This window comes from Pseudomonas sp. SJZ080 (genome assembly GCF_007828295.1).
In the GTDB taxonomy this organism is placed as follows: Bacteria; Pseudomonadota; Gammaproteobacteria; order Pseudomonadales; family Pseudomonadaceae; genus Aquipseudomonas; species Aquipseudomonas migulae_A.
The window spans coordinates 86,943-107,904 of record NZ_VIUK01000018.1 but is presented as its reverse complement, the minus strand read 5'-3'; the positions used below and the strand labels follow the sequence as shown (position 1 = coordinate 107,904).

General features: G+C 58.6%; 17 protein-coding genes and 1 pseudogene. 6 read left to right on the top strand and 12 right to left on the bottom strand.

What is annotated here, in order from left to right:
• Positions 1-153 precede the first annotated feature (153 nt).
• Both rep and FBY04_RS21955 read left to right on the top strand, forming a co-directional pair.
• On the top strand, positions 154-2,163 hold the full coding sequence (gene rep / locus FBY04_RS21960; RefSeq protein ID WP_017341457.1) for a DNA helicase Rep: 2,010 nt from the start codon (positions 154-156) through the stop codon (positions 2,161-2,163).
• Between the two features lie 84 nt (positions 2,164-2,247).
• Positions 2,248-2,820, top strand: a complete 573-nt coding sequence (locus tag FBY04_RS21955; RefSeq protein WP_084317786.1) for a xanthine phosphoribosyltransferase — start codon at positions 2,248-2,250, stop codon at positions 2,818-2,820.
• 127 nt (positions 2,821-2,947) lie between these two features.
• Here FBY04_RS21955 and FBY04_RS21950 read toward each other — a convergent pair.
• The 10 genes and pseudogenes from FBY04_RS21950 to dadA all read right to left on the bottom strand — a co-directional run.
• A pseudogene (locus FBY04_RS21950) lies at positions 2,948-3,286 on the bottom strand (acetyl-CoA hydrolase); the annotation flags it as partial.
• An 80-nt stretch (positions 3,287-3,366) separates the two neighbouring features.
• Entirely contained in the window at positions 3,367-3,762 is a 396-nt protein-coding gene (locus tag FBY04_RS21945) for a DUF6124 family protein (RefSeq protein WP_145316847.1), read from the bottom strand.
• A gap of 379 nt (positions 3,763-4,141) precedes the next feature.
• Positions 4,142-4,828, bottom strand: coding sequence for a DUF2931 family protein (locus FBY04_RS21940; protein ID WP_256667113.1), 687 nt, complete (start codon positions 4,826-4,828; stop codon positions 4,142-4,144).
• The gene (tssI, locus tag FBY04_RS21935; RefSeq protein ID WP_145316845.1) at positions 4,821-8,243 is read right to left on the bottom strand and encodes a type VI secretion system tip protein TssI/VgrG; all 3,423 of its coding nucleotides are present in this window, start codon (positions 8,241-8,243) and stop codon (positions 4,821-4,823) included. The genes FBY04_RS21940 and tssI overlap by 8 nt, the downstream gene beginning before the upstream one ends.
• Positions 8,244-8,533: 290 nt before the next feature.
• Complete coding sequence (locus FBY04_RS21930; protein ID WP_145316843.1) at positions 8,534-10,456, bottom strand: acetyl-CoA hydrolase/transferase C-terminal domain-containing protein; 1,923 nt, start codon at positions 10,454-10,456, stop codon at positions 8,534-8,536.
• Between the two features lie 248 nt (positions 10,457-10,704).
• Positions 10,705-11,115 carry a cytochrome c5 family protein gene (locus tag FBY04_RS21925; RefSeq protein ID WP_084317784.1) on the bottom strand — a complete coding sequence of 137 codons (411 nt, stop codon included), beginning with the start codon at positions 11,113-11,115 and terminating at the stop codon, positions 10,705-10,707.
• 182 nt (positions 11,116-11,297) lie between these two features.
• Positions 11,298-11,846: a cupin domain-containing protein gene (locus FBY04_RS21920; RefSeq protein WP_007947433.1), complete on the bottom strand. Its 549-nt coding sequence runs from the start codon at positions 11,844-11,846 to the stop codon at positions 11,298-11,300.
• A gap of 126 nt (positions 11,847-11,972) precedes the next feature.
• Positions 11,973-13,046, bottom strand: coding sequence for an alanine racemase (gene alr / locus FBY04_RS21915; protein WP_084317783.1), 1,074 nt, complete (start codon positions 13,044-13,046; stop codon positions 11,973-11,975).
• 96 nt (positions 13,047-13,142) lie between these two features.
• Complete coding sequence (locus FBY04_RS21910) at positions 13,143-13,496, bottom strand: RidA family protein (protein WP_084317782.1); 354 nt, start codon at positions 13,494-13,496, stop codon at positions 13,143-13,145.
• Positions 13,468-14,772 carry a D-amino acid dehydrogenase gene (gene dadA, locus FBY04_RS21905; RefSeq protein WP_145316841.1) on the bottom strand — a complete coding sequence of 435 codons (1,305 nt, stop codon included), beginning with the start codon at positions 14,770-14,772 and terminating at the stop codon, positions 13,468-13,470. The genes FBY04_RS21910 and dadA overlap by 29 nt, the downstream gene beginning before the upstream one ends.
• A gap of 156 nt (positions 14,773-14,928) precedes the next feature.
• On the opposite strand from dadA, the gene FBY04_RS21900 reads away from it, so the two are divergent.
• Positions 14,929-15,417 (top strand): Lrp/AsnC ligand binding domain-containing protein, encoded by a 489-nt coding sequence (locus tag FBY04_RS21900; protein WP_003177284.1) that lies wholly within the window; start codon positions 14,929-14,931, stop codon positions 15,415-15,417.
• 112 nt (positions 15,418-15,529) lie between these two features.
• Here the strand turns inward: FBY04_RS21900 and FBY04_RS21895 are convergent, their stop codons facing one another.
• On the bottom strand, positions 15,530-15,883 hold the full coding sequence (locus tag FBY04_RS21895; RefSeq protein ID WP_007947437.1) for a YkgJ family cysteine cluster protein: 354 nt from the start codon (positions 15,881-15,883) through the stop codon (positions 15,530-15,532).
• Positions 15,884-16,030: 147 nt separating this feature from the next.
• On the opposite strand from FBY04_RS21895, the gene FBY04_RS21890 reads away from it, so the two are divergent.
• Positions 16,031-17,323, top strand: coding sequence for an FAD-binding oxidoreductase (locus FBY04_RS21890; protein WP_145316839.1), 1,293 nt, complete (start codon positions 16,031-16,033; stop codon positions 17,321-17,323).
• Positions 17,324-17,467: 144 nt separating this feature from the next.
• Here FBY04_RS21890 and FBY04_RS21885 read toward each other — a convergent pair whose 3' ends face one another.
• Positions 17,468-17,713, bottom strand: coding sequence for a DUF1127 domain-containing protein (locus FBY04_RS21885; RefSeq protein WP_084317780.1), 246 nt, complete (start codon positions 17,711-17,713; stop codon positions 17,468-17,470).
• Between the two features lie 179 nt (positions 17,714-17,892).
• Here FBY04_RS21885 and FBY04_RS21880 point away from each other — a divergent pair, with 179 nt between their 5' ends.
• Together FBY04_RS21880 and FBY04_RS21875 are read left to right on the top strand one after the other, a co-directional pair.
• A complete protein-coding gene (locus tag FBY04_RS21880) occupies positions 17,893-19,326 on the top strand; it encodes a PLP-dependent aminotransferase family protein (protein WP_145316837.1) in 1,434 nt (477 codons plus the stop codon).
• A 60-nt stretch (positions 19,327-19,386) separates the two neighbouring features.
• Positions 19,387-20,955, top strand: a complete 1,569-nt coding sequence (locus FBY04_RS21875) for a phospholipase D family protein (protein ID WP_145316836.1) — start codon at positions 19,387-19,389, stop codon at positions 20,953-20,955.
• Positions 20,956-20,962: the final 7 nt, after the last annotated feature.

The following is a 20,962-nucleotide window of genomic DNA, read 5'->3' as shown; positions in this document are numbered from 1 at the left end:
ACATTAGACGCAAATTCATCGCGCATCCTGCGTGAAAGTAACAAAACCGGCAAATATAGATAGCGTGTTGCGTCACAAGTCGGAGAGAGCAGCACAATTCGCTGAGCCTGTTAAAATGCCGGCCCATTTCGTGACTGACTCCTGAATTTACGTATGTCCCGACTCAATCCCCGGCAGCAAGAAGCCGTGAGCTACGTCGGCGGCCCTCTTTTGGTGCTCGCCGGCGCAGGCTCCGGCAAGACCAGCGTGATCACGCGCAAGATCGCGCACTTGATCCAGAACTGCGGCATCCGCGCCCAGTACATCGTCGCCATGACCTTTACCAACAAGGCCGCGCGCGAGATGAAGGAACGCGTCGGCACCCTGCTCAAGGGCGGCGAAGGCCGTGGCCTGACAGTGTGCACCTTCCACAACCTGGGCCTGAACATCATCCGCAAGGAACACGTGCGGCTGGGCTACAAACCGGGCTTCTCGATCTTCGACGAGACCGACGTCAAAGCCCTGATGACCGACATCATGCAGAAGGAATACGCCGGCGACGACGGCGTCGACGAGATCAAGAACATGATCGGCTCGTGGAAAAACGACCTGATCCTGCCGGCCGAAGCCCTGGAAAACGCGCGCAACCCCAAGGAGCAGACCGCCGCCATCGTCTACACCCACTATCAGCGCACGCTCAAGGCGTTCAACGCGGTGGACTTCGACGACCTGATCCTGCTGCCGGTGAAGCTGTTCCAGGAACACGCCGACATTCTTGAAAAGTGGCAGAACAAAGTCCGCTACCTGCTGGTGGACGAATACCAGGACACCAACGCCAGCCAGTATTTGCTGGTGAAGTTGCTGATCGGCACGCGCAACCAGTTCACCGTGGTGGGCGACGATGACCAGTCGATCTACGCCTGGCGCGGCGCCCGTCCGGAAAACCTGATGCTGCTCAAGGACGATTACCCGTCCCTGAAAGTCGTCATGCTGGAGCAGAACTACCGCTCCACCAGCCGCATCCTGCGTTGCGCCAACGTGCTGATCTCGAACAACCCGCACGAATTCGAAAAGCAGCTGTGGAGCGAGATGGGCCATGGCGACGAGATCCGCGTCATCCGTTGCCGCAACGAAGACGCCGAAGCCGAGCGCGTGGCCGTGGAACTGCTGACCCTGCACTTGCGCACCGACCGGCCATACAGCGATTTCGCGATCCTGTATCGCGGTAACTACCAGGCCAAGCTGATCGAGCTGAAGCTGCAGCACCACCAGATTCCGTATCGCCTGTCCGGCGGCAACAGCTTTTTCGGACGTCAGGAAGTGAAAGACCTGATGGCCTACTTCCGCCTGATCGTTAACCCGGATGACGACAACGCCTTCCTGCGAGTGATCAACGTCCCACGCCGGGAGATCGGTTCGACCACCCTGGAAAAGCTCGGCAACTACGCCACCGAACGCAAAATCTCGATGTACGCCGCCACCGACGAGATCGGCCTGGGCGAGCATCTGGACACGCGCTTCACCGATCGCCTGTCGCGCTTCAAGCGTTTCATGGACAAGGTCCGCGAGCAGTGCGCCGGCGAAGATCCGATCTCGGCGCTGCGCAGCATGGTCATGGACATCGACTACGAGAACTGGCTGCGCACCAACAGCTCCAGCGACAAGGCCGCCGACTACCGCATGGGTAACGTCTGGTTCCTGATCGAGGCGTTGAAAAACACCCTGGAGAAAGACGAAGAAGGCGAGATGACCGTCGAGGACGCCATCGGCAAACTCGTCCTGCGCGACATGCTGGAACGTCAGCAGGAAGAGGAAGACGGTGCCGAAGGCGTGCAGATGATGACCTTGCACGCCTCCAAGGGACTGGAATTTCCTTACGTGTTCATCATGGGCATGGAAGAGGAAATCCTCCCGCACCGCTCCAGCATCGAAGCCGACACCATCGAAGAAGAACGCCGTCTGGCCTACGTCGGAATTACCCGCGCACGTCAGACGCTGGCCTTCACCTTCGCGGCCAAGCGCAAGCAATACGGTGAGATCATCGATTGCGCGCCGAGCCGCTTCCTCGATGAATTGCCGCCGGACGACCTGGCCTGGGAAGGCACCGACGACACACCCGTCGAAGTCAAAGCCGTTCGCGGCAATACCGCATTGGCTGATATACGGGCGATGTTAAAGCGCTAGAATTGAGCACTTTTTAACCGAATACTTTTTAATCAAGCATTTTTGACAAGCTAGGCGCACACGGCGCCAGTAGAGGAACGCTTCATGGAAGCACTGCACCAGAAAATTCGCGAACAAGGCATCGTGCTTTCCGATCAGGTCCTGAAGGTCGACGCCTTTTTGAACCACCAGATCGACCCGGCCCTGATGAAGCTGATCGGCGACGAGTTCGCTGCACTGTTCAAGGACTCGGGCATCACCAAGATCGTCACCATCGAAGCCTCGGGCATCGCCCCGGCGATCATGACGGGTCTGAATCTGGGCGTGCCGGTGATTTTCGCCCGCAAGCACCAGTCCCTGACCCTGACCGAAAACCTGCTGTCGGCGACCGTCTACTCGTTCACCAAACAGACCGAAAGCACCGTGGCGATCTCCCCGCGCCACCTGACCAGCAGCGACCGCGTGCTGATCATCGATGACTTTCTGGCCAACGGTAAGGCGTCGCAAGCGCTGATCTCGATCATCAAACAGGCCGGCGCGACCGTGGCCGGTTTGGGGATTGTGATCGAGAAGTCGTTCCAGGGCGGACGTGCGGAACTGGATGCGCAGGGTTATCGGGTTGAGTCGTTGGCTCGCGTCAAGTCGCTGGCCGATGGCGTTGTGACCTTTATCGAATAATTTGCTGACACAACTTCCTACTGCAGGAGCCGGCTTGCTGGCGATAGCGGTATCAGCCAACATCGATATTGACTGATCCCCCGCTATCGCCAGCAAGCCGACTCCTACAGTTGTTTGGGGCTGGCTGTTATTGCGCGGTGGCCTTGAGGCCGGTGAGCAGCAGTCGCTGAAACAGGTCCTCTTTCAACCCTTCCGGGTTGGTCAGCTGCATGCGCTCCAGATGCTCGGGAAACGCTGCCGGTTCCGGCGCATCCAGCGCCGCCTTGCCCAACTCCAGAATCTCCGTCAGCTTGAACTTGCTCTTCAGCCAGTTCAGCGCCCGCAACAAGTCCCGCTCTTGCGCCGTGAAATCAGACCCCAGCGGATACTCCGGAAACAACTGCGGATGCCGCGCCTGAATCGCCTGTAAACGTTCTGGTCGGTTGTCGGCAAAACGCGGATCGAGGCGGAAGCTTTTTGGCAACTCCTCGCATCTGAGTGGTTTCACCGTTGTCAGGCATAAACCCCGATGGGGGTGACATCCATCGGGGTTTTCTGAGTTACGCGTCAGTTGGTCTGGCTTTGTTGCTTGGCGAAGATTGCCGCCATCTCCGGATCGTCCAGATGATCCAGCGCGCGCTCCACCAACAAATGCACGCCGTCGGCCATTCGGCTTAGCGCCAGGGCTTTAGAGCGGCGTGAGCCGTCCACGTCGTCAGCGAGGTCGGCGGCGATGGCGCTGATGGATAGCAGGTCTTCCGATGCGTTGGCGAGCAGGGCTTCGGTGTTGATGTTTGGAGAGACGCAGAAGAGGTCACCGTTGCGTTTTGGTGACGTTGGTTCGGATGGTGAGAAGGTTTGATGACGGCCGTGCTCGGCGGCATCGTTTCTAAAAGTTGAATCGGGGCTTTCACCCTGAGTCACCGAGTCGGTGTCCGGGGGATTTGGAGTGATCTTGACCATTGGCTCTAACCTCTAAAGGTGAGGCCGCAACCCGTTCGCTACTAAACGAAAGGGAGGCAGCTGTGCACAGGTTAGTAGACCGATGAGCCAAGAAATCGGCGCGCCCGAGGGCGCCCTGCGCACAGCCGCCATCGAGTGCAGGAAGAATCCTGACTGATAGAGGCATAGTGCGACTTGGCAGCAACGGGCTACTAAACCCGATCACTGATGAGCAGTGACAGGAATAAAGTTACCGACCGACCCCAAAGCGCACAAGCCGGCGGATTCTGGCGTAGCTGTAGGCAACGACGCAAGGTGTTGTAGCTTTCACGACGTTACCTACAGGGTTTTTAAACAAGCACTCTCAGGCGATGTTTAATCATTGGGATCTTGGCACCCCTTACCAACTTCCATAGGGGATTCCGAACTTTTCGACATAGGCTTTGGACTCTTCTGAAAGCGGCCGATGTTTTCCATTGGACGTCCCCCCGTAGGGGCCTTTGGGACTAATCGTACCTTGGGCACGGGTAACTTCGATCGCCGTCAAACAGGGTCCCCCTACCCAGACTTTGGCGATACCTCCAGGGGCCAAGCCTACCACCAGCAGTTCTCGATAGTCCGTTATGACCTTGCCGTCAAACGCGCAAAATACCTCCTCGCGTTTGCGCATTAACTGTCTAACTGGGTCTGTAATCTCGATGTAGGCTTCGTAGGTTTGCGGTTCGGCCATAGACTGCCAACGTACGTAGACCAACCGGGGTAGATCAGCCCCCGTTACATGCCGCCCCTTTCCTCCCGGATTTTCTCGCCATCCCGCTGGTTTTCCTCTGAACTCAGACGGTATGCCTTTGCTCAGCGCGCGCGGATACCCCATAGCCGGTATACCGCTGCCCGCCCCCTTGAACACCTGCTCATTGATATCAACGACATCCGCAGTTTCGATCCAGACCTCCATATAGTCAGGAGCAAAAAAATCGAGGCTCCAAGCATCGTAAGGTAATGATCTGCTCTCGACAGAGGCACATCCTTCCAACAACGCAGTTAGCAGCGCAAAGCCTAATTTGAACATCCACGGGCGCTTACTCATTGGGATGCACCCCGCGTTCATAGTTATCGGCGGGGCGATTGATGAATACGATGTTCAGGTCGCTGTTGTTCCAGCCTTTGGCCGCATTCCAGTTGGCAGACAGATGGATGTAGCGGCGGTAAAGCAGCTCCTCTTCGTCGAGGCTCAAGCTGGCGCGACGTGTTTCGCCCAACGCATAAACCATCAGTTTTTCGGCAATCGGTTTCAGCTCTGTTGGTAACGCGTACGTTTGGTCCTCTTCGTCAATTACCGCGAACGGGACGTCGTGCCTGGACCCCAACTCGCGCATGATTCTCAGGTAAACCAACGCCAGTTCGTTGTACACAGTCCGCTTGCTATGGACTGCCGCATAAACATTTTTCGATTTGGATCTGTCGCCTTTAGCGTTGCTAGTAATCTCTACCGCCCAGGTTTTCACGTCCAGAGATAGCCCGTACAGATTGAGTTGATCCTGAAGGCGACCCAGCTCCTGCTGGGCCCAGCGATACGCGGCTGACGATGTAGAAGGCACGTGAAAATCTACATCGAGGCTGCAGCGCGGCTTGCTCAGCAGAATTCGTTCGATGAAGTTTGGGACATACCCGCCACCCAAGTCAGAGTGGGCGCCAGGCATCACGATATCGGCAGTCCCCGCGCTGTTGAGTGAGAAGTTGTGGCGCCGCTCGTCCCGCGCCACCAAATGCACGACCTTTTTTGCCACATCGGGCGCCAAGTACAAATTGACACCGGGGTTATTGGCGTCGTGGACGCTAAAGTCGCCGTCAGCCATGCTGCCTACTGCGGCGGCGGTGTCGAAAATGCCGATAAAATTGATGGAGACATCCGTGTTGGCGCGCCAGTTAAAACCCTCAACAAAACCGGGTGCATCTTTCAGGGCCGAAGCCAGAGTACTTTGGTTGCCCTTCATGACTTCATTCGCGAAGTGCCGAGCCGCGGCGGCTCCTCGACTGAAGCCAAAAACATCGAACTCCACACGCTCAATTTTTCGTCCAGGGTTGATCAGCTGAAACCGCCGAAGCTTTTGTCTTATGAGCGAGGGACTTTGCTCAACTCTCGCCAGCACGCCATGGGCACCTGCGCCGGTCGCTAGTGAAAAAGGTGAATCCCCTTCACCACTGCTAGTACCGATGCCAGCCAGATAAACTGGGATGAAACCTATGGTTTCGTCATCGGCCAGTTGCCGCTGACCGTCATCGGTGTACAGGGTATACAGCTTCGCCACATTACTCGTGTCATTCCCATAACTGCTATCCGGCGTATTCCCCAATCCGTCATACCCATTCGCCTGACAAAACTGCTGAATATCTTCAGCCTCCTCCAGCAGATTCACATCCTTGGCATAACAACCGGCAACCATTTCACTGTTGGACCGATTATTCCCGGTGCCATCAAAGAACACGCCAATCCGCAAAGTAATCCCTTCTTCTGCTTCGACCTCTTCTTCTTCCTCCTCCAGTTCGTCTGAGTCTTGGACTTCCGGGGGCGGAGCCTCTTTGGAAACTAACGTGCCCGTGCCATCGCTTAGCAGTACGATCTGAGCAGGCATTTCCGGATTTGGAAAACTGCGCATCTGAATTCCGCTGCTGCTGAAAATGCCGTCCGAAGTGATTGTGACGCTTTGACCCCCGGCCTCCAACGTAAGAGTTGCTCCCGCACGCAGCACAATATTTGTACCCGCCTTGATGTGCGTTGCTTCGCCGACTTCGAGAACGAACGTTTCGCCGACTTTCGTATGAGTGTCCCCAGCAACTTGCCGGTATTCATTCGCGTTGAGTTGAACCTTGCTGTCTGCGCCAATAGTTCGATGCTCCTCACCTTCTACCACCGTAACGCTGTTGCCCCTGACGGTTTCCCGCCGATCGTTGCCCACCTCAATCCGGCTGTCATTTCCAACCTTCTGCTCCATATCCCGCTGAGCACGCAAGTGCACCAACTCATCGCCAGCACGATCGTCCATCGACAGTTCGTTGTAGCCACCCGTGGTGGGGGAGCTGTGGGTTCGAAGTACGGTTTTGGTTTTATTTTCGGGCAATGGGTATGCCGGCAGTGTGACCCTGTTGATGAAGCAGCCGGTTACCAACGGATTATCGGGATTGCCTTCGAGGTAGGTGACGATCACTTCCATTCCGATACGCGGAATGATCACAGTGCCGAAGTTATCCCCCGCCCAGCCTGACGCTACCCGCAGCCAGCAACTGCTGTTTTCGTTGTTGCGCTCAGACCGGTCCCAGTGAAATTTGACTTTGACGCGGCCGTACTCGTCGCAGTAGATCTCCTCACCGACGGGCCCGGTGACGCGCGCGGTCTGGCAATTCAGCAGGGGTCTTGGTGCCGGCGTCGGTGGCCGATAAAACACATCCCAGGGAATCGCACTGAAGCTGTTGCGGTAGCCCTCAACAAAGCCGTCCTCAGTTTTGGTCGTGTTGGTGGCGAACTCCTGGAGCACCTGAGGTTGCTTGCCGGTGTGAGTGACGCTCAGCAGTAGCCAGAGATCGTTGTACGTTTCGTGTGGGGAGTTAGTCAGGCTGAAAAAGTGGCCGCTGCGCAGTGTTGGCTGGTCGCTTTTGCCCTCGGCCAACTGATAATCGACTCGGTGCCGTTCCAGCGCCTGCCGGGCCAGTTCTTTGCCGCGTTTTTCGCTCTCTAATGGTAGCGGGTAGCTATAGTCTTCCAGCTCGGGACTGAACTCAGCGGTAAAGCGACTTTCCAGCAACGCGTTCGGGCGTTTCAGGTCGTAGTCACGGCGGCTAACGATGCTGGGCCGGGTTTTGAAACCCATGGAAAACAGGCTGACGACCGGATGCTCCGCGACCATGCCGGAGTCTTGCTGATACAGGGTTTCGCCCAGTTTGGGGAAGTATGTCTGGTCGTCGGTAAACACCAGCATATGGCCTTGCGAAGAGTGCTGGTGATGCCACGCAATGCCGTCCTCGGCGCAGAGTCGCTGGACAAACTCCAAATCATTTTCCCGATATTGAGTGCAGTATTCACGCGGGGGATTTGCTTTGACGTGGAAAGTGAATGCATCGGTGTGAATGCCGTGCCCTTTGAGGACCTGAGCGATGATTTGCGGCACGGTCTGATTTTGAAAAATCCGCTGATCCTGACTGAACTGCAGGTAGTGCAGCGCCGGCACCAGGTGCACTCGATAACGGGTCAGGCGTTTACCAACATCACCTTCGGACACACCTTCGATGTATCCGTGAATACCTTCGCCGTTATGGCCGAATTGCAGAAATGCAGGTTGGTGAAGCAGGCTCTCCAGATCGATATCGGGGTATTCGCTGACCAGATCGACGCTGATTGAATACAACGCGCTGATGGTTTCAGTGCCTTCAAAAGCCAGGACTTTAAAATCGTTGGGAACGTTGGGGATCGTTAGGATGAATTGAGGGGCATTGGCGGGTGCGAGCATGCGCTTATCCTTTTGCTTTTTTAGCCCATCCTTGAGCAGAGAGATAAAAAAGGTTACGACGCGCTTGTTACGGTGTGAGCGAGTCGCAAGAATCCGAAAAGCTATCAGCGCACGGGAAAGAACGATGTAGGAAGGGGCTAGAAGCTGTGTGCGAAACCTCCTGCGTCACCAAATGTTGCTGTAAACAGCGAAACCCACTCGCGAAGGCGGCGTGTCAGTCGACGTCATCAGCGACTGATCCACCTCAATCGCGAGCAGGCTCACTCCTACAGTTGCTTTTGGGTGGCCAGTTATTGCGCGGTGGCCTTGAGGCCGGTGAGCAGCAGTCGCTGAAACAGGTCCTCTTTCAACCCTTCCGGGTTGGTCAGCTGCATGCGCTCCAGATGCTCGGGAAACGCTGCCGGTTCCGGCGCATCCAGCGCCGCCTTGCCCAACTCCAGAATCTCCGCCAGCTTGAACTTGCTCTTCAGCCAGTTCAGCGCCCGCAACAAGTCCCGCTCTTGCGCCGTGAAATCACACCCCAGCGGATACTCCGGAAACAACTGCGGATGCCGCGCCTGAATCGCCTGCAATCGCTGCGGACTGTTGTCCGCAAAACGCGGATCGAGGCGGAAATTCTTCGGCAATTTGCCCACGCTCTGCGCTTGCTCGATCAACCCCGACTGGAACCGAGAGTCGCTGATGTTCAGCAACGCCTCGATCACTGCCGCATCGGTCTTGCCGCGCAAATCGGCGATGCCGTACTCAGTGACCACGATATCCCGCAGATGCCGCGGGATCGTGCAATGACCGTATTCCCAGACGATGTTGGAACTGACCTCCCCGCCCGCCTCGCGCCAGCTGCGCAGCAACAGAATCGAACGCGCGCCCTCCAGCGCATGGCCCTGTGCGACGAAGTTGTACTGCCCGCCAACCCCGCTGAGCACCCGCCCGTTTTCGAGCTGATCGGCCACGCCGGCACCGAGCAACGTCATGGTGAACACGGTGTTGATAAAGCGCGCATCCAGTCGTTGCAAGCGTTTGAGCTCTTCCTGACCGTAGAGCTCGTTGATGTAGCTGATACGGGTCATGTTGAATTCGAGCCGCTTGCTCTGGGGCAGCTCTCGAAGACGTTCGTAAAAGCTGCGTGGCCCGAGAAAAAATCCGCCATGCACTGAAATGCCGTCAGTCTGCGCGGCCTCATCCAGCATGCCAGCATTCGCCTGTTGCTGGGTTGGCACGTCCGGGTAGACCTTGCGCCGCACGATCCCGGCGTCGGCCAGCACCAACAAGCCGTTGACGAACATTTCGCTGCAACCGTAAAGGCCCTTGGCGAAGGGTTCGATTCCGCCTTCACGGTCGATCAACTGTGCCCACTGGCTGAGATTCACGTCCGCCAGCAGTGCTTTGTAACCCTCGTTGTCAGCCTGCCGCGCCAGCAACGCCGACGTCAGCGCGTCACCCATGGCACCGATGCCGATCTGCAACGTGCCGCCATCGCGCACCAGCGTGCTGGCGTGCAGGCCGATGAAGTGGTCCTGGAAACCCACGGGCATATTCGGGGTGGAGAACAATGTGGTGTTGTCTTTCTCGTCGATCAGCAGGTCGAAGGCGTCGATGCCGACTTCGGCGTCGCCGGGCATGTACGGCAAGTCGTTGTGCACCTGGCCCACGAGCAGGATCGTCTCCCCCGCTGCCCGGCGTTTCTCGATCATCGGGAACAGGTCGAGGGTGATGTCCGGGTTACAGCTCAGGCTTAGCCGATCGGGATGCTCGCTGTGGCTGGCCACCAGCTGCGCGACCAGGTTCAAACCGGCGGCATTGATGTCCCGCGCGGCGTGGCTGTAGTTGCTGCTGACGTAATCCTGCTGAGCGGATGCGCTATGCAGCAGGCTGCCTGGCTGCATGAAAAACTGATGAACGTGGATGTTGGGCGGCAGGTTGTCCTTGTGCAGGCCCGCGAGAAAATCCAGTTCCGGATAGTCGCCAAAAACCCGTTCGATGAAGGGTTCAAGGAAGCGCTTTTGCAAACCGTCACCCAGAGAAGGACGACCCAGGCACAGCGCTGTGTAGATCGTCAGCTGCCGCTCGGGCAGTTGCGCAACGCGTTGATACAGCGCGTTGACGAAGTGGTTGGGTTTGCCCAGGCCGAGGGGCAGGCCCATGTGGATGTGCGCCGGCAACCGCGCCAACACATCATCGACCGCCTGTTCGATAGAACACAGCTGCACCATCTGATCCTCCCTTACATTCCGTGAATTGGGGTTGGACCGAGCTTGCCGGGTCTTTGCTGCAATGAACAGCCTCGGGCGGTGATTTGCCCAAAACCTGTAGGAGCCGGCTTGCTGGCGATCCAGGCGCCGCGGTTAACCAGCTAAACCGTGTGATCGTTCATCGCCAGCAAGCCGGCGCCGACAGGTCCGTGAACGACAGGCACAAAAAAGCCGCTCGAAAGCGGCTTTTCGCGAAAGATGCGGGCGTGTTACAGGCCGGACATCTCTTTGATCGCACCTTTCAGCTCATCGTCGGAGCAGTCGGCGCAGGTACCTTTAGGCGGCATCGCATTGATACCGGTAATGGCCTTGGCCAGGATGCCGTCGAGGCCGCCCTGATGATCGGCGCGCTCTTTCCAGGCAGCCTTGTCGCCGATTTTCGGCGCGCCCAGCAAGCCAGTGCCGTGGCAAGCATTGCAATGTTTTGCAATCACATCTTTAGGTGCCTTGGCACCACCACCGCCAGTAGCGGCAGCGACTTCCATCCCCTTGCACTCTTGACCCGTCACACAGACTTGGCCAACTGGCTCAAGGCGTTTGGCAATATCGTCGTTAGTCGCAGCTTGAGCGCTGACAGCCCATAGGGCCAATACGGTTGCTGGTGCAGCCAGCATTTTCATAATTAGGTTCACGCGTTCACCCTCAATGGTGGCTAGTCACGCCTACGGCCACGGTTCGCAGGCGGGCGCAAGTATAGCGGTAAGCCCGCCGCACTGAAACAACCCCAAAGTCGAAGGGGTCTTGTTGCGCCGCGGAAAAACCCTTCGAGTGTCGCTGCCGTGCTGGCAGGACGCCTCGTCTCTTAGAAATTCGCTGGCGTGGCTGCGCTGATTAGTCGCGCCGGCGCATCGAACGGATTACGGAAACGGTGTGGCTTGGTACTTTCAAAGTAGTAGCTATCACCCGCTTCAAGCACAAAAGTTTCCAGCCCGACCACCAGCTCCAGACGTCCTTCCACCAGAATCCCGGTTTCCTCGCCCTCATGGGTGAGCATCTCGTCACCGGTGTCGGCGCCTGGCGGGTAGATTTCATTGAGGAAGGCAATGGCGCGGCTCGGGTGCGCCCGACCGACCAGTTTCATGGTCACTGCGCCATCGGAAATATCGATCAGCTCGTTAGCCTTGTAGACGATCTGAGTCGGTTTTTCCTGCAGGATCTCTTCGGAGAAGAACTCGACCATGGACATGGGAATCCCGCCCAGAACCTTGCGCAGCGAGCTGATCGAGGGACTGACGCTGTTCTTCTCGATCATCGAAATGGTGCTGTTGGTGACGCCCGCGCGTTTGGCGAGCTCACGCTGCGAAAGACCTTTGAGCTTACGGATGGATTGCAGTCGTTCACCGACGTCCAAGCTTGCGCCTCCAGGATTCAGGTTGTAGGAATATTGAGCGTTATCATGGCGACAGCGTTCAGTATTTACAACACTTTGGCCTGAATCCTGTTCGGCGAGCCGACTTCCGGTGCGCAGTGCCTGGGCCTAAGCCCCGGAATAGAGCAGCGGCACCCGGCGCAGGTTGCAGAAGATCTGGTAAGGAATCGTGTCAGCCGCTTCCGCAACCGTGCTGGCGAGCACATTTTTGCCCCACAACTCGACGGTCGAGCCGAGGCCCGCTTGCGGCACATCGGTCAAATCAACACAAAGCATGTCCATCGACACCCGGCCAATCAATTGGCTGCGCTGCCCGGCAACCAGCACCGGCGTACCGGTCGGCGCGTGACGCGGATAGCCATCGGCATAACCCATCGCCACCACGCCAACGCGCATTGGCTTCTGGGTGATGAATTTCGCGCCGTAACCGATCGGCTCGCCAGCCGGCAGCTCACGCACGCAGATCACTTTCGATTCCAGGGTCATCACCGGTTGCAGGCGGGATGCTACGGCGTTGGCTTCTTCGAACGGCGTGGCACCGTAGAGCATGATGCCCGGGCGAACCCAGTCGCTTGGAATCTGCGGCCAACCGAGCACTGCCGGTGAGTTGCGCAGGCTGATCTCGGCGGACAGGCCCTGGCGTGCCGCTTCAAAAACCGCCACCTGCTCGGTGCTGGCCTGGCTGTGCAGCTCGTCGGCACGGGCGAAGTGGCTCATCAGCACGATCTTCGCCACCTTGCCGCTGGCCAGCAGCCGTTGATAGGCCGCCTGGTAATCCTTTGGATGCAGACCAACCCGGTGCATGCCTGAGTCAAGTTTGAGCCACACCGTGATCGGCTTGCTCAGCGCGGCTTTCTCGATGGCTTCAAGCTGCCACAGCGAATGCACCACGCACCAGAAGTCATGCTCGACGATCAGCGCCAACTCATCAGCTTCGAAAAAGCCTTCCAGCAACAACACCGGCGCACGAATGCCCGCAGCCCGCAGCTCCAGTGCTTCTTCAATGCACGCCACGGCGAAACCATCCGCCTGGGCTTCCAGCGCCTGGGCGCAACGCACCGCGCCGTGCCCGTAGGCATCGGCCTTGATCACCGCGAGGGCCTTGGCACCCGTGACTTCACGGGCAATTTGGTAGTTGTGGCGCAGGGCTTGAAGGTCGATCAGGGCACGGGCTGGACGCATGGCGGCAGGCTTCTAGACAGTCATGGGAATAAAAACCGGCGCTGGCTGACGGCGTTAACCGCCAACGGCACCGGGAGAGGGATCTTTCTGACAGGCTTATGGCAGAGCGGCTACAACTGACAGCTCCACCAGGATTTCCGGTTCACACAGCTTCGATTCAACCGTCGCACGGGCCGGGGCGACGCCTTTTGGCAGCCACTTGTCCCACACCGCGTTCATGCCTTCGAAGTGCGCATCAATGTCTTTCAGGTAAATCGTCACCGACAGCAAGTGATGCTTGTCGGTGCCCGCCAGATCCAGCAAACGCTCGATGTTGGCAAGGGTTTCACGGGTCTGCTGTTCAATCCCGGCACTCATGTCGTCGCCGACTTGCCCTGCCAGATAAACGGTGCCGCTGTGGGCAACGATCTGGCTCATGCGCTCATTGGTGAGCTGGCGCTGGATTGACATGTTTTGCGGACTCCTGGGTTTTACTTCCATAACGAGAGATATCGAGGCCTTCGGCGCTGATCTGCGGCGTTTTCTTCGCCATCAGGTCAGCCAGCAAGCGACCGGAGCCGCATGCCATGGTCCAGCCGAGCGTGCCGTGACCGGTGTTCAGGAACAGATTCTTGAACGGGGTGGCACCCACGATTGGCGTGCCATCCGGGGTGGTCGGACGCAGACCGGTCCAGAAACTGGCCTGGGTCAGATCGCCGCCCTGAGGATAGAGGTCGTTGACGATCATCTCCAGGGTTTCGCGCCGACGCGGGTTCAGCGACAGGTCAAAACCGGCTATTTCCGCCATGCCGCCGACGCGGATGCGGTTGTCGAAACGGGTGATCGCGACCTTGTAGGTCTCGTCGAGGATAGTCGAAGTCGGGGCCATCGCCGGGTTGGTGATCGGCACGGTCAGGGAGTACCCCTTGAGCGGATAAACCGGCGCCTTGATGCCCAGCGGCTTGAGCAGTTGCGGCGAGTAGCTGCCGAGTGCCAGAACGTAGCGGTCTGCGGTTTCCAGCTTGCCGTCGATCCATACGCCGTTGATGCGGTCACCGGCGAAGTCGAGCTTCTGAATGTCTTGGCCAAAACGGAACTCCACGCCCAGCTTCACGGCCATTTCTGCAAGCTTGGTGGTGAACATCTGGCAGTCGCCCGTCTGGTCGTTCGGCAGACGCAAGGCACCGGCAAGGATGTCGGTGACGCTGGCCAGGGCCGGCTCAACGCGGGCAATGCCGGCGCGGTCGAGCAGTTCGAACGGCACGCCGGACTCTTTCAGCACGGCGATGTCTTTCGCGGCGCCATCCAGTTGAGCCTGGGTGCGGAACAATTGGGTCGTGCCGAGACTACGGCCTTCGTAGGCAATACCGGTTTCAGCGCGCAATTCGTCGAGGCAGTCACGGCTGTACTCGGACAGACGGACCATGCGCTCCTTGTTCACCGCATAACGGCTGGCGGTGCAGTTGCGCAGCATCTGCGCCATCCACAGGTATTGGTCGATGTCGGCGGTGGCCTTGATCGCCAGCGGTGCGTGGCGCTGCAGCAGCCACTTGATGGCCTTGAGCGGCACACCCGGCGCGGCCCACGGCGAGGCATAACCTGGCGATACCTGCCCGGCGTTGGCGAAACTGGTCTCCATGGCCGCAGCCGGCTGACGGTCCACCACCACCACTTCGAACCCGGCACGCGCCAGATAATAAGCACTAGTGGTACCGATGACGCCGCTACCCAAGACCATAACGCGCATTTTCATATCCCTCATCGCGGCGTGCCGCTGACGTTTGTAGTTCAGACCGTAGATGTGGGCAGTTTAAAAAAGATTAGCCAGTGCTTTTCACTATATAAGCACCTATATTTGGCGACAATTCTCGGCAAAAACGCTTTTCACGGAGGCGCATCCCCTATGCGTACCAACACTCAGACCAAACGTGAGCTGGACAAGATCGACCGCAACATCCTGCGGATCCTGCAAGCAGACGGGCGTATATCCTTCACCGAGCTTGGGGAAAAGGTCGGGCTCTCGACCACGCCCTGCACTGAGCGGGTTCGGCGCCTGGAGCGCGAAGGGATCATCATGGGCTACAACGCCCGACTGAATCCGCAGCACCTCAAGGGTAGTCTGCTGGTGTTCGTCGAGATCAGCCTCGACTACAAATCCGGCGATACTTTCGAAGAGTTCCGACGTGCGGTGCTGAAACTGCCCCATGTGCTGGAATGTCATTTGGTATCAGGGGATTTCGACTATCTGGTGAAGGCACGGATTTCCGAGATGGCCTCGTACCGCAAGTTGCTGGGCGACATCCTGCTCAAGCTGCCGCATGTGCGCGAATCCAAGAGCTATATCGTGATGGAAGAGGTGAAGGAGAGTTTGAGTTTGCCGATTCCGGATTGAGTCGGTTGCCGCCTGTTCGGACGCCTTCGCGAGCAAGCCCGCTCCCACAGGATGAAATGCATTCCAATGTGGGAGCGGGCTTGCTCGCGAATGAAAGCGACTCGGTCTCGACTTAGACGAGGACCTGCCGTGTAGAAGCCATGTACTCATGAATCTGCTTCTCCACCCGCGGATGAATCAGCTCCACCGGCCCCCGCCCATTCGGGCAAGGCAGCGTCTTGGTCGTGCCAAACAACCGGCAAATCAGCGGCCGCTCGTCATACACCGTGCAGCCGTTCGGCCCAAGGTGCACACAGTTGAGCTCATCCATCGCCGCATCCTGCTCGGCGCGGGTCTTGCGCGGCAGGCGGGACATTTCTTCGGGTGAGGTGGTCACCGGCCCACAGCAGTCGTGGCAGCCGGGCACGCACTCGAACGAGGGAATCTGCTGTCGCAGCGTGCGGATTTTCTGACTGTTGCAGCTCATCGAAACGGTGACCCAAAGCGGAATAAAGCGGGATTCTGCAGCAAAAACGCCGATCCAGACAGCCACAACCGACCAGTGTTGCCCGCGCCGAAAGGTCCGGCTTATGCTCCGTCAAATTTTCCAGACACAAAAATCAGGATGATGCGCATGAATGCCCGCGCCCAACACATTGCCTCCTATTACGCGGCCAGCAGCCTGCCGCAGCCTGATCATCCGGTGCTTACTGAGGATCTGGCGGCCGATGTGTGCGTGGTCGGCGGCGGGTTTTCCGGGCTGAACACGGCGCTCGAGCTGGCCGAACGCGGCTTCAGCGTGGTGCTGCTCGAGGCGCACAAGATTGGTTGGGGTGCCAGTGGCCGAAATGGCGGGCAGCTGATTCGTGGCGTCGGCCATGGTCTCGATCAGTTCGCCAGCGTGATCGGTGCAGACGGTGTGCGTCAGATGAAACTCATGGGCCTGGAAGCGGTGGAAATCGTTCGACAGCGCGTCGAGCGTTTTCAGATCCCTTGCGACCTGACGTGGGGCTACTGCGATCTCGCCAACAAACCCCGCGACCTGGAAGGCTTCGCCGAAGACGCCGAAGAACTGCGCAGCCTCGGCTACCGATACGAAACCCGCTTGCTGCAAGCCCACGAAATGCACTCGGTGGTGGGTTCCGACCGCTACGTCGGCGGCCTGATCGACATGGGTTCGGGCCATTTGCACCCACTGAATCTGGCACTGGGCGAAGCCGCCGCTGCGCAGCAATTGGGCGTCAAGCTGTTCGAACAGTCGGCAGTGACCCGCATCGACTACGGCCCGGAGGTGAAGGTCCATACGTCTCAGGGTTCGGTGCGCGCAAAGACTTTGGTGCTCGGTTGCAATGCCTACCTCAACCAGCTCAACCCGGAACTCAGCGGCAAAGTGTTGCCCGCCGGCAGCTATATCATTGCTACCGAACCCTTGAGCGAAGAACAGGCGCACGAACTGCTGCCGCAGAACATGGCGGTGTGTGATCAACGAGTGGCGCTGGATTACTACCGGCTCTCGGCGGATCGACGCTTGCTGTTCGGTGGCGCTTGCCACTATTCGGGTCGCGACCCGAAGGACATCGCTGCGTACATGCGGCCGAAAATGCTGGATGTTTTTCCGCAACTGAGTGGGGTGAAAATCGATTATCAATGGGGCGGGATGATTGGCATTGGTGCTAACCGCCTGCCGCAGATCGGCCGGCTCAAGGATCAGCCGAACGTGTATTACGCCCAGGCTTATTCAGGTCACGGGGTGAATGCCACGCACCTGGCGGGCAAGTTGCTGGCCGAGGCGATCACTGGGCAGCAGAGTGGTGGGTTCGATCTGTTTGCCAAAGTGCCGCATATCACCTTCCCCGGCGGGAAGCATTTGCGCTCGCCGTTGTTGGCGTTGGGGATGTTGTGGCATCGGATGAAAGAGTTGGTCTGAAGAATTTTTGGCGCTCTTGCGGACGCCTTCGCGAGCAAGCCCGCTCCCACATTAGGTCTTCAGCGAACACAGATTGGGTGTTCGACGACGATCAAATGTGGGAGCGGGCTTGCTCGCGAATGGATCTAAAGAACACCCCAAAACTCAGACCCGCCAGAAAGGCTTAAGCCCCTCCTCCCGCGCCTGGTCAAGACTCAACCCGACATCCTTCAACTGCTCCGGCGTCAGCTCCAGTAACGCCTTGCGCGTGTGCAGACGATGCCAGAACAGATCCCAACGACCCAGGCCGGACGGCGCATTGCGCATGACCGCTTCCCGCGCACCGTTTTTTTGCCCTGCCGCCAGTTCCTGACTGCGTAACGTCAGCCGCACATCGCTCAAGCCGTTCATTTTGATTGCTCCTGTTTACTTGGGTAGCCAGAGCTTTCATGATGCGTGGGCGGCGAAAAGCATTACAGATTCAACTTGTCAGTATTAACTCCATACAGATTTCGCATTTTAACCTCTGAATCACAATTTTTTGCCTCATCTGTACTGGTCAACCGAATCATCCACATCGAGACTGCGCCATGACCCTCTACGTCAACCTCGCCGAATTGCTCGGTACGCGGATTGAACAGGGCTTCTATCGCCCCGGCGACCGGCTGCCGTCAGTGCGGGCATTGAGCGTCGAGCACGGCGTCAGTCTGAGTACGGTTCAACAAGCCTATCGGGTGCTTGAAGACAGCGGCCTGGCCATGCCGAAACCCAAGTCCGGCTACTTCGTTCCGGTCAGTCGTGAACTGCCGGAATTGCCCGCGATCGGTCGCCCGGCCCAACGTCCGGTGGATATTTCGCAGTGGGACCAGGTGCTGGAGCTGATTCGCGCTGTGCCGCGCAAGGACGTGGTGCAACTGGGCCGCGGCATGCCGGACATCACCACGCCGACCATGAAACCGTTGCTGCGCAACCTCGCCCGCATCAGCCGGCGGCAGGACATGCCCGGTCTGTATTACGACAACATTCACGGCACCCTGGAACTGCGTGAGCAGATCGCGCGCTTGATGCTGGATTCCGGATGCCAACTGACCGCCAACGACCTGGTGATCACCACCGGCTGCCACGAAGCGCTCTCCACCAGCATTCGCTCGATCTGCGAGCCGGGCGACATCGTCGCCGTGGACTCGCCGAGCTTTCACGGCGCGATGCAGACGCTCAAGGGCCTGAACATGAAGGCTCTGGAAATCCCCACCGACCCGCTGACCGGGATCAGCCTCGATGCGCTGGAACTGGCCCTGGAACAATGGCCAATCAAGGCCATACAGTTGACGCCCAACTGCAACAACCCGCTGGGCTACATCATGCCGGAATCGCGCAAGCGTGCGTTGTTGACGCTCGCACAGCGTTTTGACGTGGCGATCATCGAAGACGATGTGTATGGCGAACTGGCCTACAACTACCCGCGACCACGCACGATAAAATCCTTCGACGAAGACGGCCGCGTCCTGCTCTGCAGTTCATTTTCCAAGACGCTCGCGCCGGGTTTGCGCATCGGTTGGGTTGCACCGGGCCGGTACCTGGAGCGGGTGCTGCACATGAAATACATCAGCACCGGCTCCACTGCGCCGCAACCGCAGATTGCCATCGCCGAATTCCTCAAGGCCGGTCACTTCGAACCGCATTTGCGGCGGGTGCGTACGCAATACCAGCGCAATCGCGACCTGATGATCGATTGGGTCACCCGCTATTTCCCCGCCGGCACCCGCGCCAGTCGGCCGCAAGGCAGTTTCATGCTTTGGGTCGAACTGCCGGATGGTTTCGACACCCTGAAACTGAATCGCGCCTTACACGACCAAGGCGTACAGATTGCCGTCGGCAGCATCTTTTCTCCCTCAGGCAAGTACCGCAATTGCCTGCGAATGAACTACGCTGCCAAGCCAACACCACAGATCGAAGACGCGGTGCGCAAGGTCGGCGCCGCGGCAATCAAACTGCTGGCGGAAAATGACAGCCTCTGCGACTGACTTTTAACGGGATTTCAGCGTCCATATGCCGACACCTGCCGCCAATCGGAACGATCCTACGTGAGAGTCAGACAGCCCCTGCTCGCTCTTCTGCTACTCGCCTCGCTCCTGGGCGGTTGCGCCGGCTTCGACGTTCGGCGCGAACCGAGCCAGGCGCTGCCCGCCAGTGATTCGGCATTCGGTCGCTCGATCCAGGCCCAGGCCGCGCCCCATGAGGGCAAGTCCGGTTTTCGCCTGCTGTCCAATAGCGGCGAAGCCTTCATGGCCCGCGCCGAGTTGATCCGCAACGCCCAAAGCAGCCTCGACTTGCAGTACTACATCGTCCATGACGGCATCAGCACGCGCATGCTGGTGGACGAACTGCTCAAGGCGGCCGACCGTGGCGTGCGCGTAAGAATCCTGCTCGACGACACCACCAGCGACGGCCTCGACTGGATCATCGCCACGCTGGCGGCACACCCGCAGATCCAGATCCGCCTGTTCAACCCGTTGCACCTGGGTCGCAGCACTGGCGCGACCCGGACCATGGGCCGACTGTTGAACCTGTCGCTGCAACACCGACGCATGCACAACAAATTGTGGCTGGCCGACAATAGCGCTGCCATCGTCGGCGGCCGCAACCTGGGGGACGAATATTTCGATGCCGAGCCCAACCTGAATTTCACCGACATCGACATGCTCGGCGTCGGGCCGGTCGCCGAGCAGCTTGGCCACAGTTTCGACCAGTACTGGAACAGTGCGCTGAGCAAGCCGATCGATGAATTTCTGTCGAGCAAACCGTCGCAAAAGGACCTGCAAAATACCCGCACACGCCTGGAAGAATCGCTGGAAGACACGCGAAAACAGAATCACGCGCTGTATCAACAATTGATGACGTACACCACAAACCCGCGCATGGACATCTGGCGCCGGGAGCTGATCTGGGCCTGGAACCAGGCCTTGTGGGACGCACCGAGCAAGGTCTTGTCGGACGGCGAGCCAGATCCGCAATTGCTGCTGACCACGCAATTGGCGCCTGAGCTCTCCGGGGTCAGCAAAGAGCTGATCATGATCTCGGCGTACTTCGTGCCGGGGCAGCCGGGGCTGGTTTACCTCACCGGCCGCGCCGATGCCGGAGTCTCCGTCAGCCTGCTGACCAACTCGCTGGAAGCCACCGACGTCCCGGCGGTGCATGGCGGTTACGCGCCCTATCGCCGGGCGCTACTGGAACATGGCGTGAAGTTGTACGAATTACGCCGCCAACCCGGTGAAGGCGGCGGCAGCGGACCGCATATTTTCTACAGCAAGTCCTATCGAGGCTCCGATTCGAGCCTGCACAGCAAAGCGATGATCTTCGACCAGCAGAAATCATTCATCGGCTCGTTTAACTTCGACCCGCGCTCGGTGTTGTGGAACACCGAAGTCGGGGTGCTGGTCGACAGTCCGGAACTCGCTGTCTATGTGCGCAAAGCGGCGCTGGAAGGTATGGCGCCGCCCCTGAGTTATCAGGTGAAGCTGGAAAACGACCGGATCGTCTGGGTGACTGAGGACGACGGCAAAATGCACACGCTGACCGAGGAGCCGGGAAGCTGGTGGCGCCATTTCAATGCGTGGATGAGTACCGCAGTGGGCCTGGAGCGGATGCTCTGACAGACAA

Coding starts and splice junctions, on each gene's coding strand:
- rep (WP_017341457.1), top strand. CDS start 154: ATGTCCCGACTCAATCCCCGGCAGCAAGAAGCCGTGAGCTACGTCGGC.
- FBY04_RS21955 (WP_084317786.1), top strand. CDS start 2,248: ATGGAAGCACTGCACCAGAAAATTCGCGAACAAGGCATCGTGCTTTCC.
- FBY04_RS21945 (WP_145316847.1), bottom strand. CDS start 3,762: ATGGTCAAGATCACTCCAAATCCCCCGGACACCGACTCGGTGACTCAG.
- FBY04_RS21940 (WP_256667113.1), bottom strand. CDS start 4,828: ATGAGTAAGCGCCCGTGGATGTTCAAATTAGGCTTTGCGCTGCTAACT.
- tssI (WP_145316845.1), bottom strand. CDS start 8,243: ATGCTCGCACCCGCCAATGCCCCTCAATTCATCCTAACGATCCCCAAC.
- FBY04_RS21930 (WP_145316843.1), bottom strand. CDS start 10,456: ATGGTGCAGCTGTGTTCTATCGAACAGGCGGTCGATGATGTGTTGGCG.
- FBY04_RS21925 (WP_084317784.1), bottom strand. CDS start 11,115: ATGAAAATGCTGGCTGCACCAGCAACCGTATTGGCCCTATGGGCTGTC.
- alr (WP_084317783.1), bottom strand. CDS start 13,046: ATGCGTCCAGCCCGTGCCCTGATCGACCTTCAAGCCCTGCGCCACAAC.
- FBY04_RS21910 (WP_084317782.1), bottom strand. CDS start 13,496: ATGTCAATCCAGCGCCAGCTCACCAATGAGCGCATGAGCCAGATCGTT.
- dadA (WP_145316841.1), bottom strand. CDS start 14,772: ATGCGCGTTATGGTCTTGGGTAGCGGCGTCATCGGTACCACTAGTGCT.
- FBY04_RS21900 (WP_003177284.1), top strand. CDS start 14,929: ATGCGTACCAACACTCAGACCAAACGTGAGCTGGACAAGATCGACCGC.
- FBY04_RS21895 (WP_007947437.1), bottom strand. CDS start 15,883: ATGAGCTGCAACAGTCAGAAAATCCGCACGCTGCGACAGCAGATTCCC.
- FBY04_RS21890 (WP_145316839.1), top strand. CDS start 16,031: ATGAATGCCCGCGCCCAACACATTGCCTCCTATTACGCGGCCAGCAGC.
- FBY04_RS21885 (WP_084317780.1), bottom strand. CDS start 17,713: ATGAACGGCTTGAGCGATGTGCGGCTGACGTTACGCAGTCAGGAACTG.
- FBY04_RS21880 (WP_145316837.1), top strand. CDS start 17,893: ATGACCCTCTACGTCAACCTCGCCGAATTGCTCGGTACGCGGATTGAA.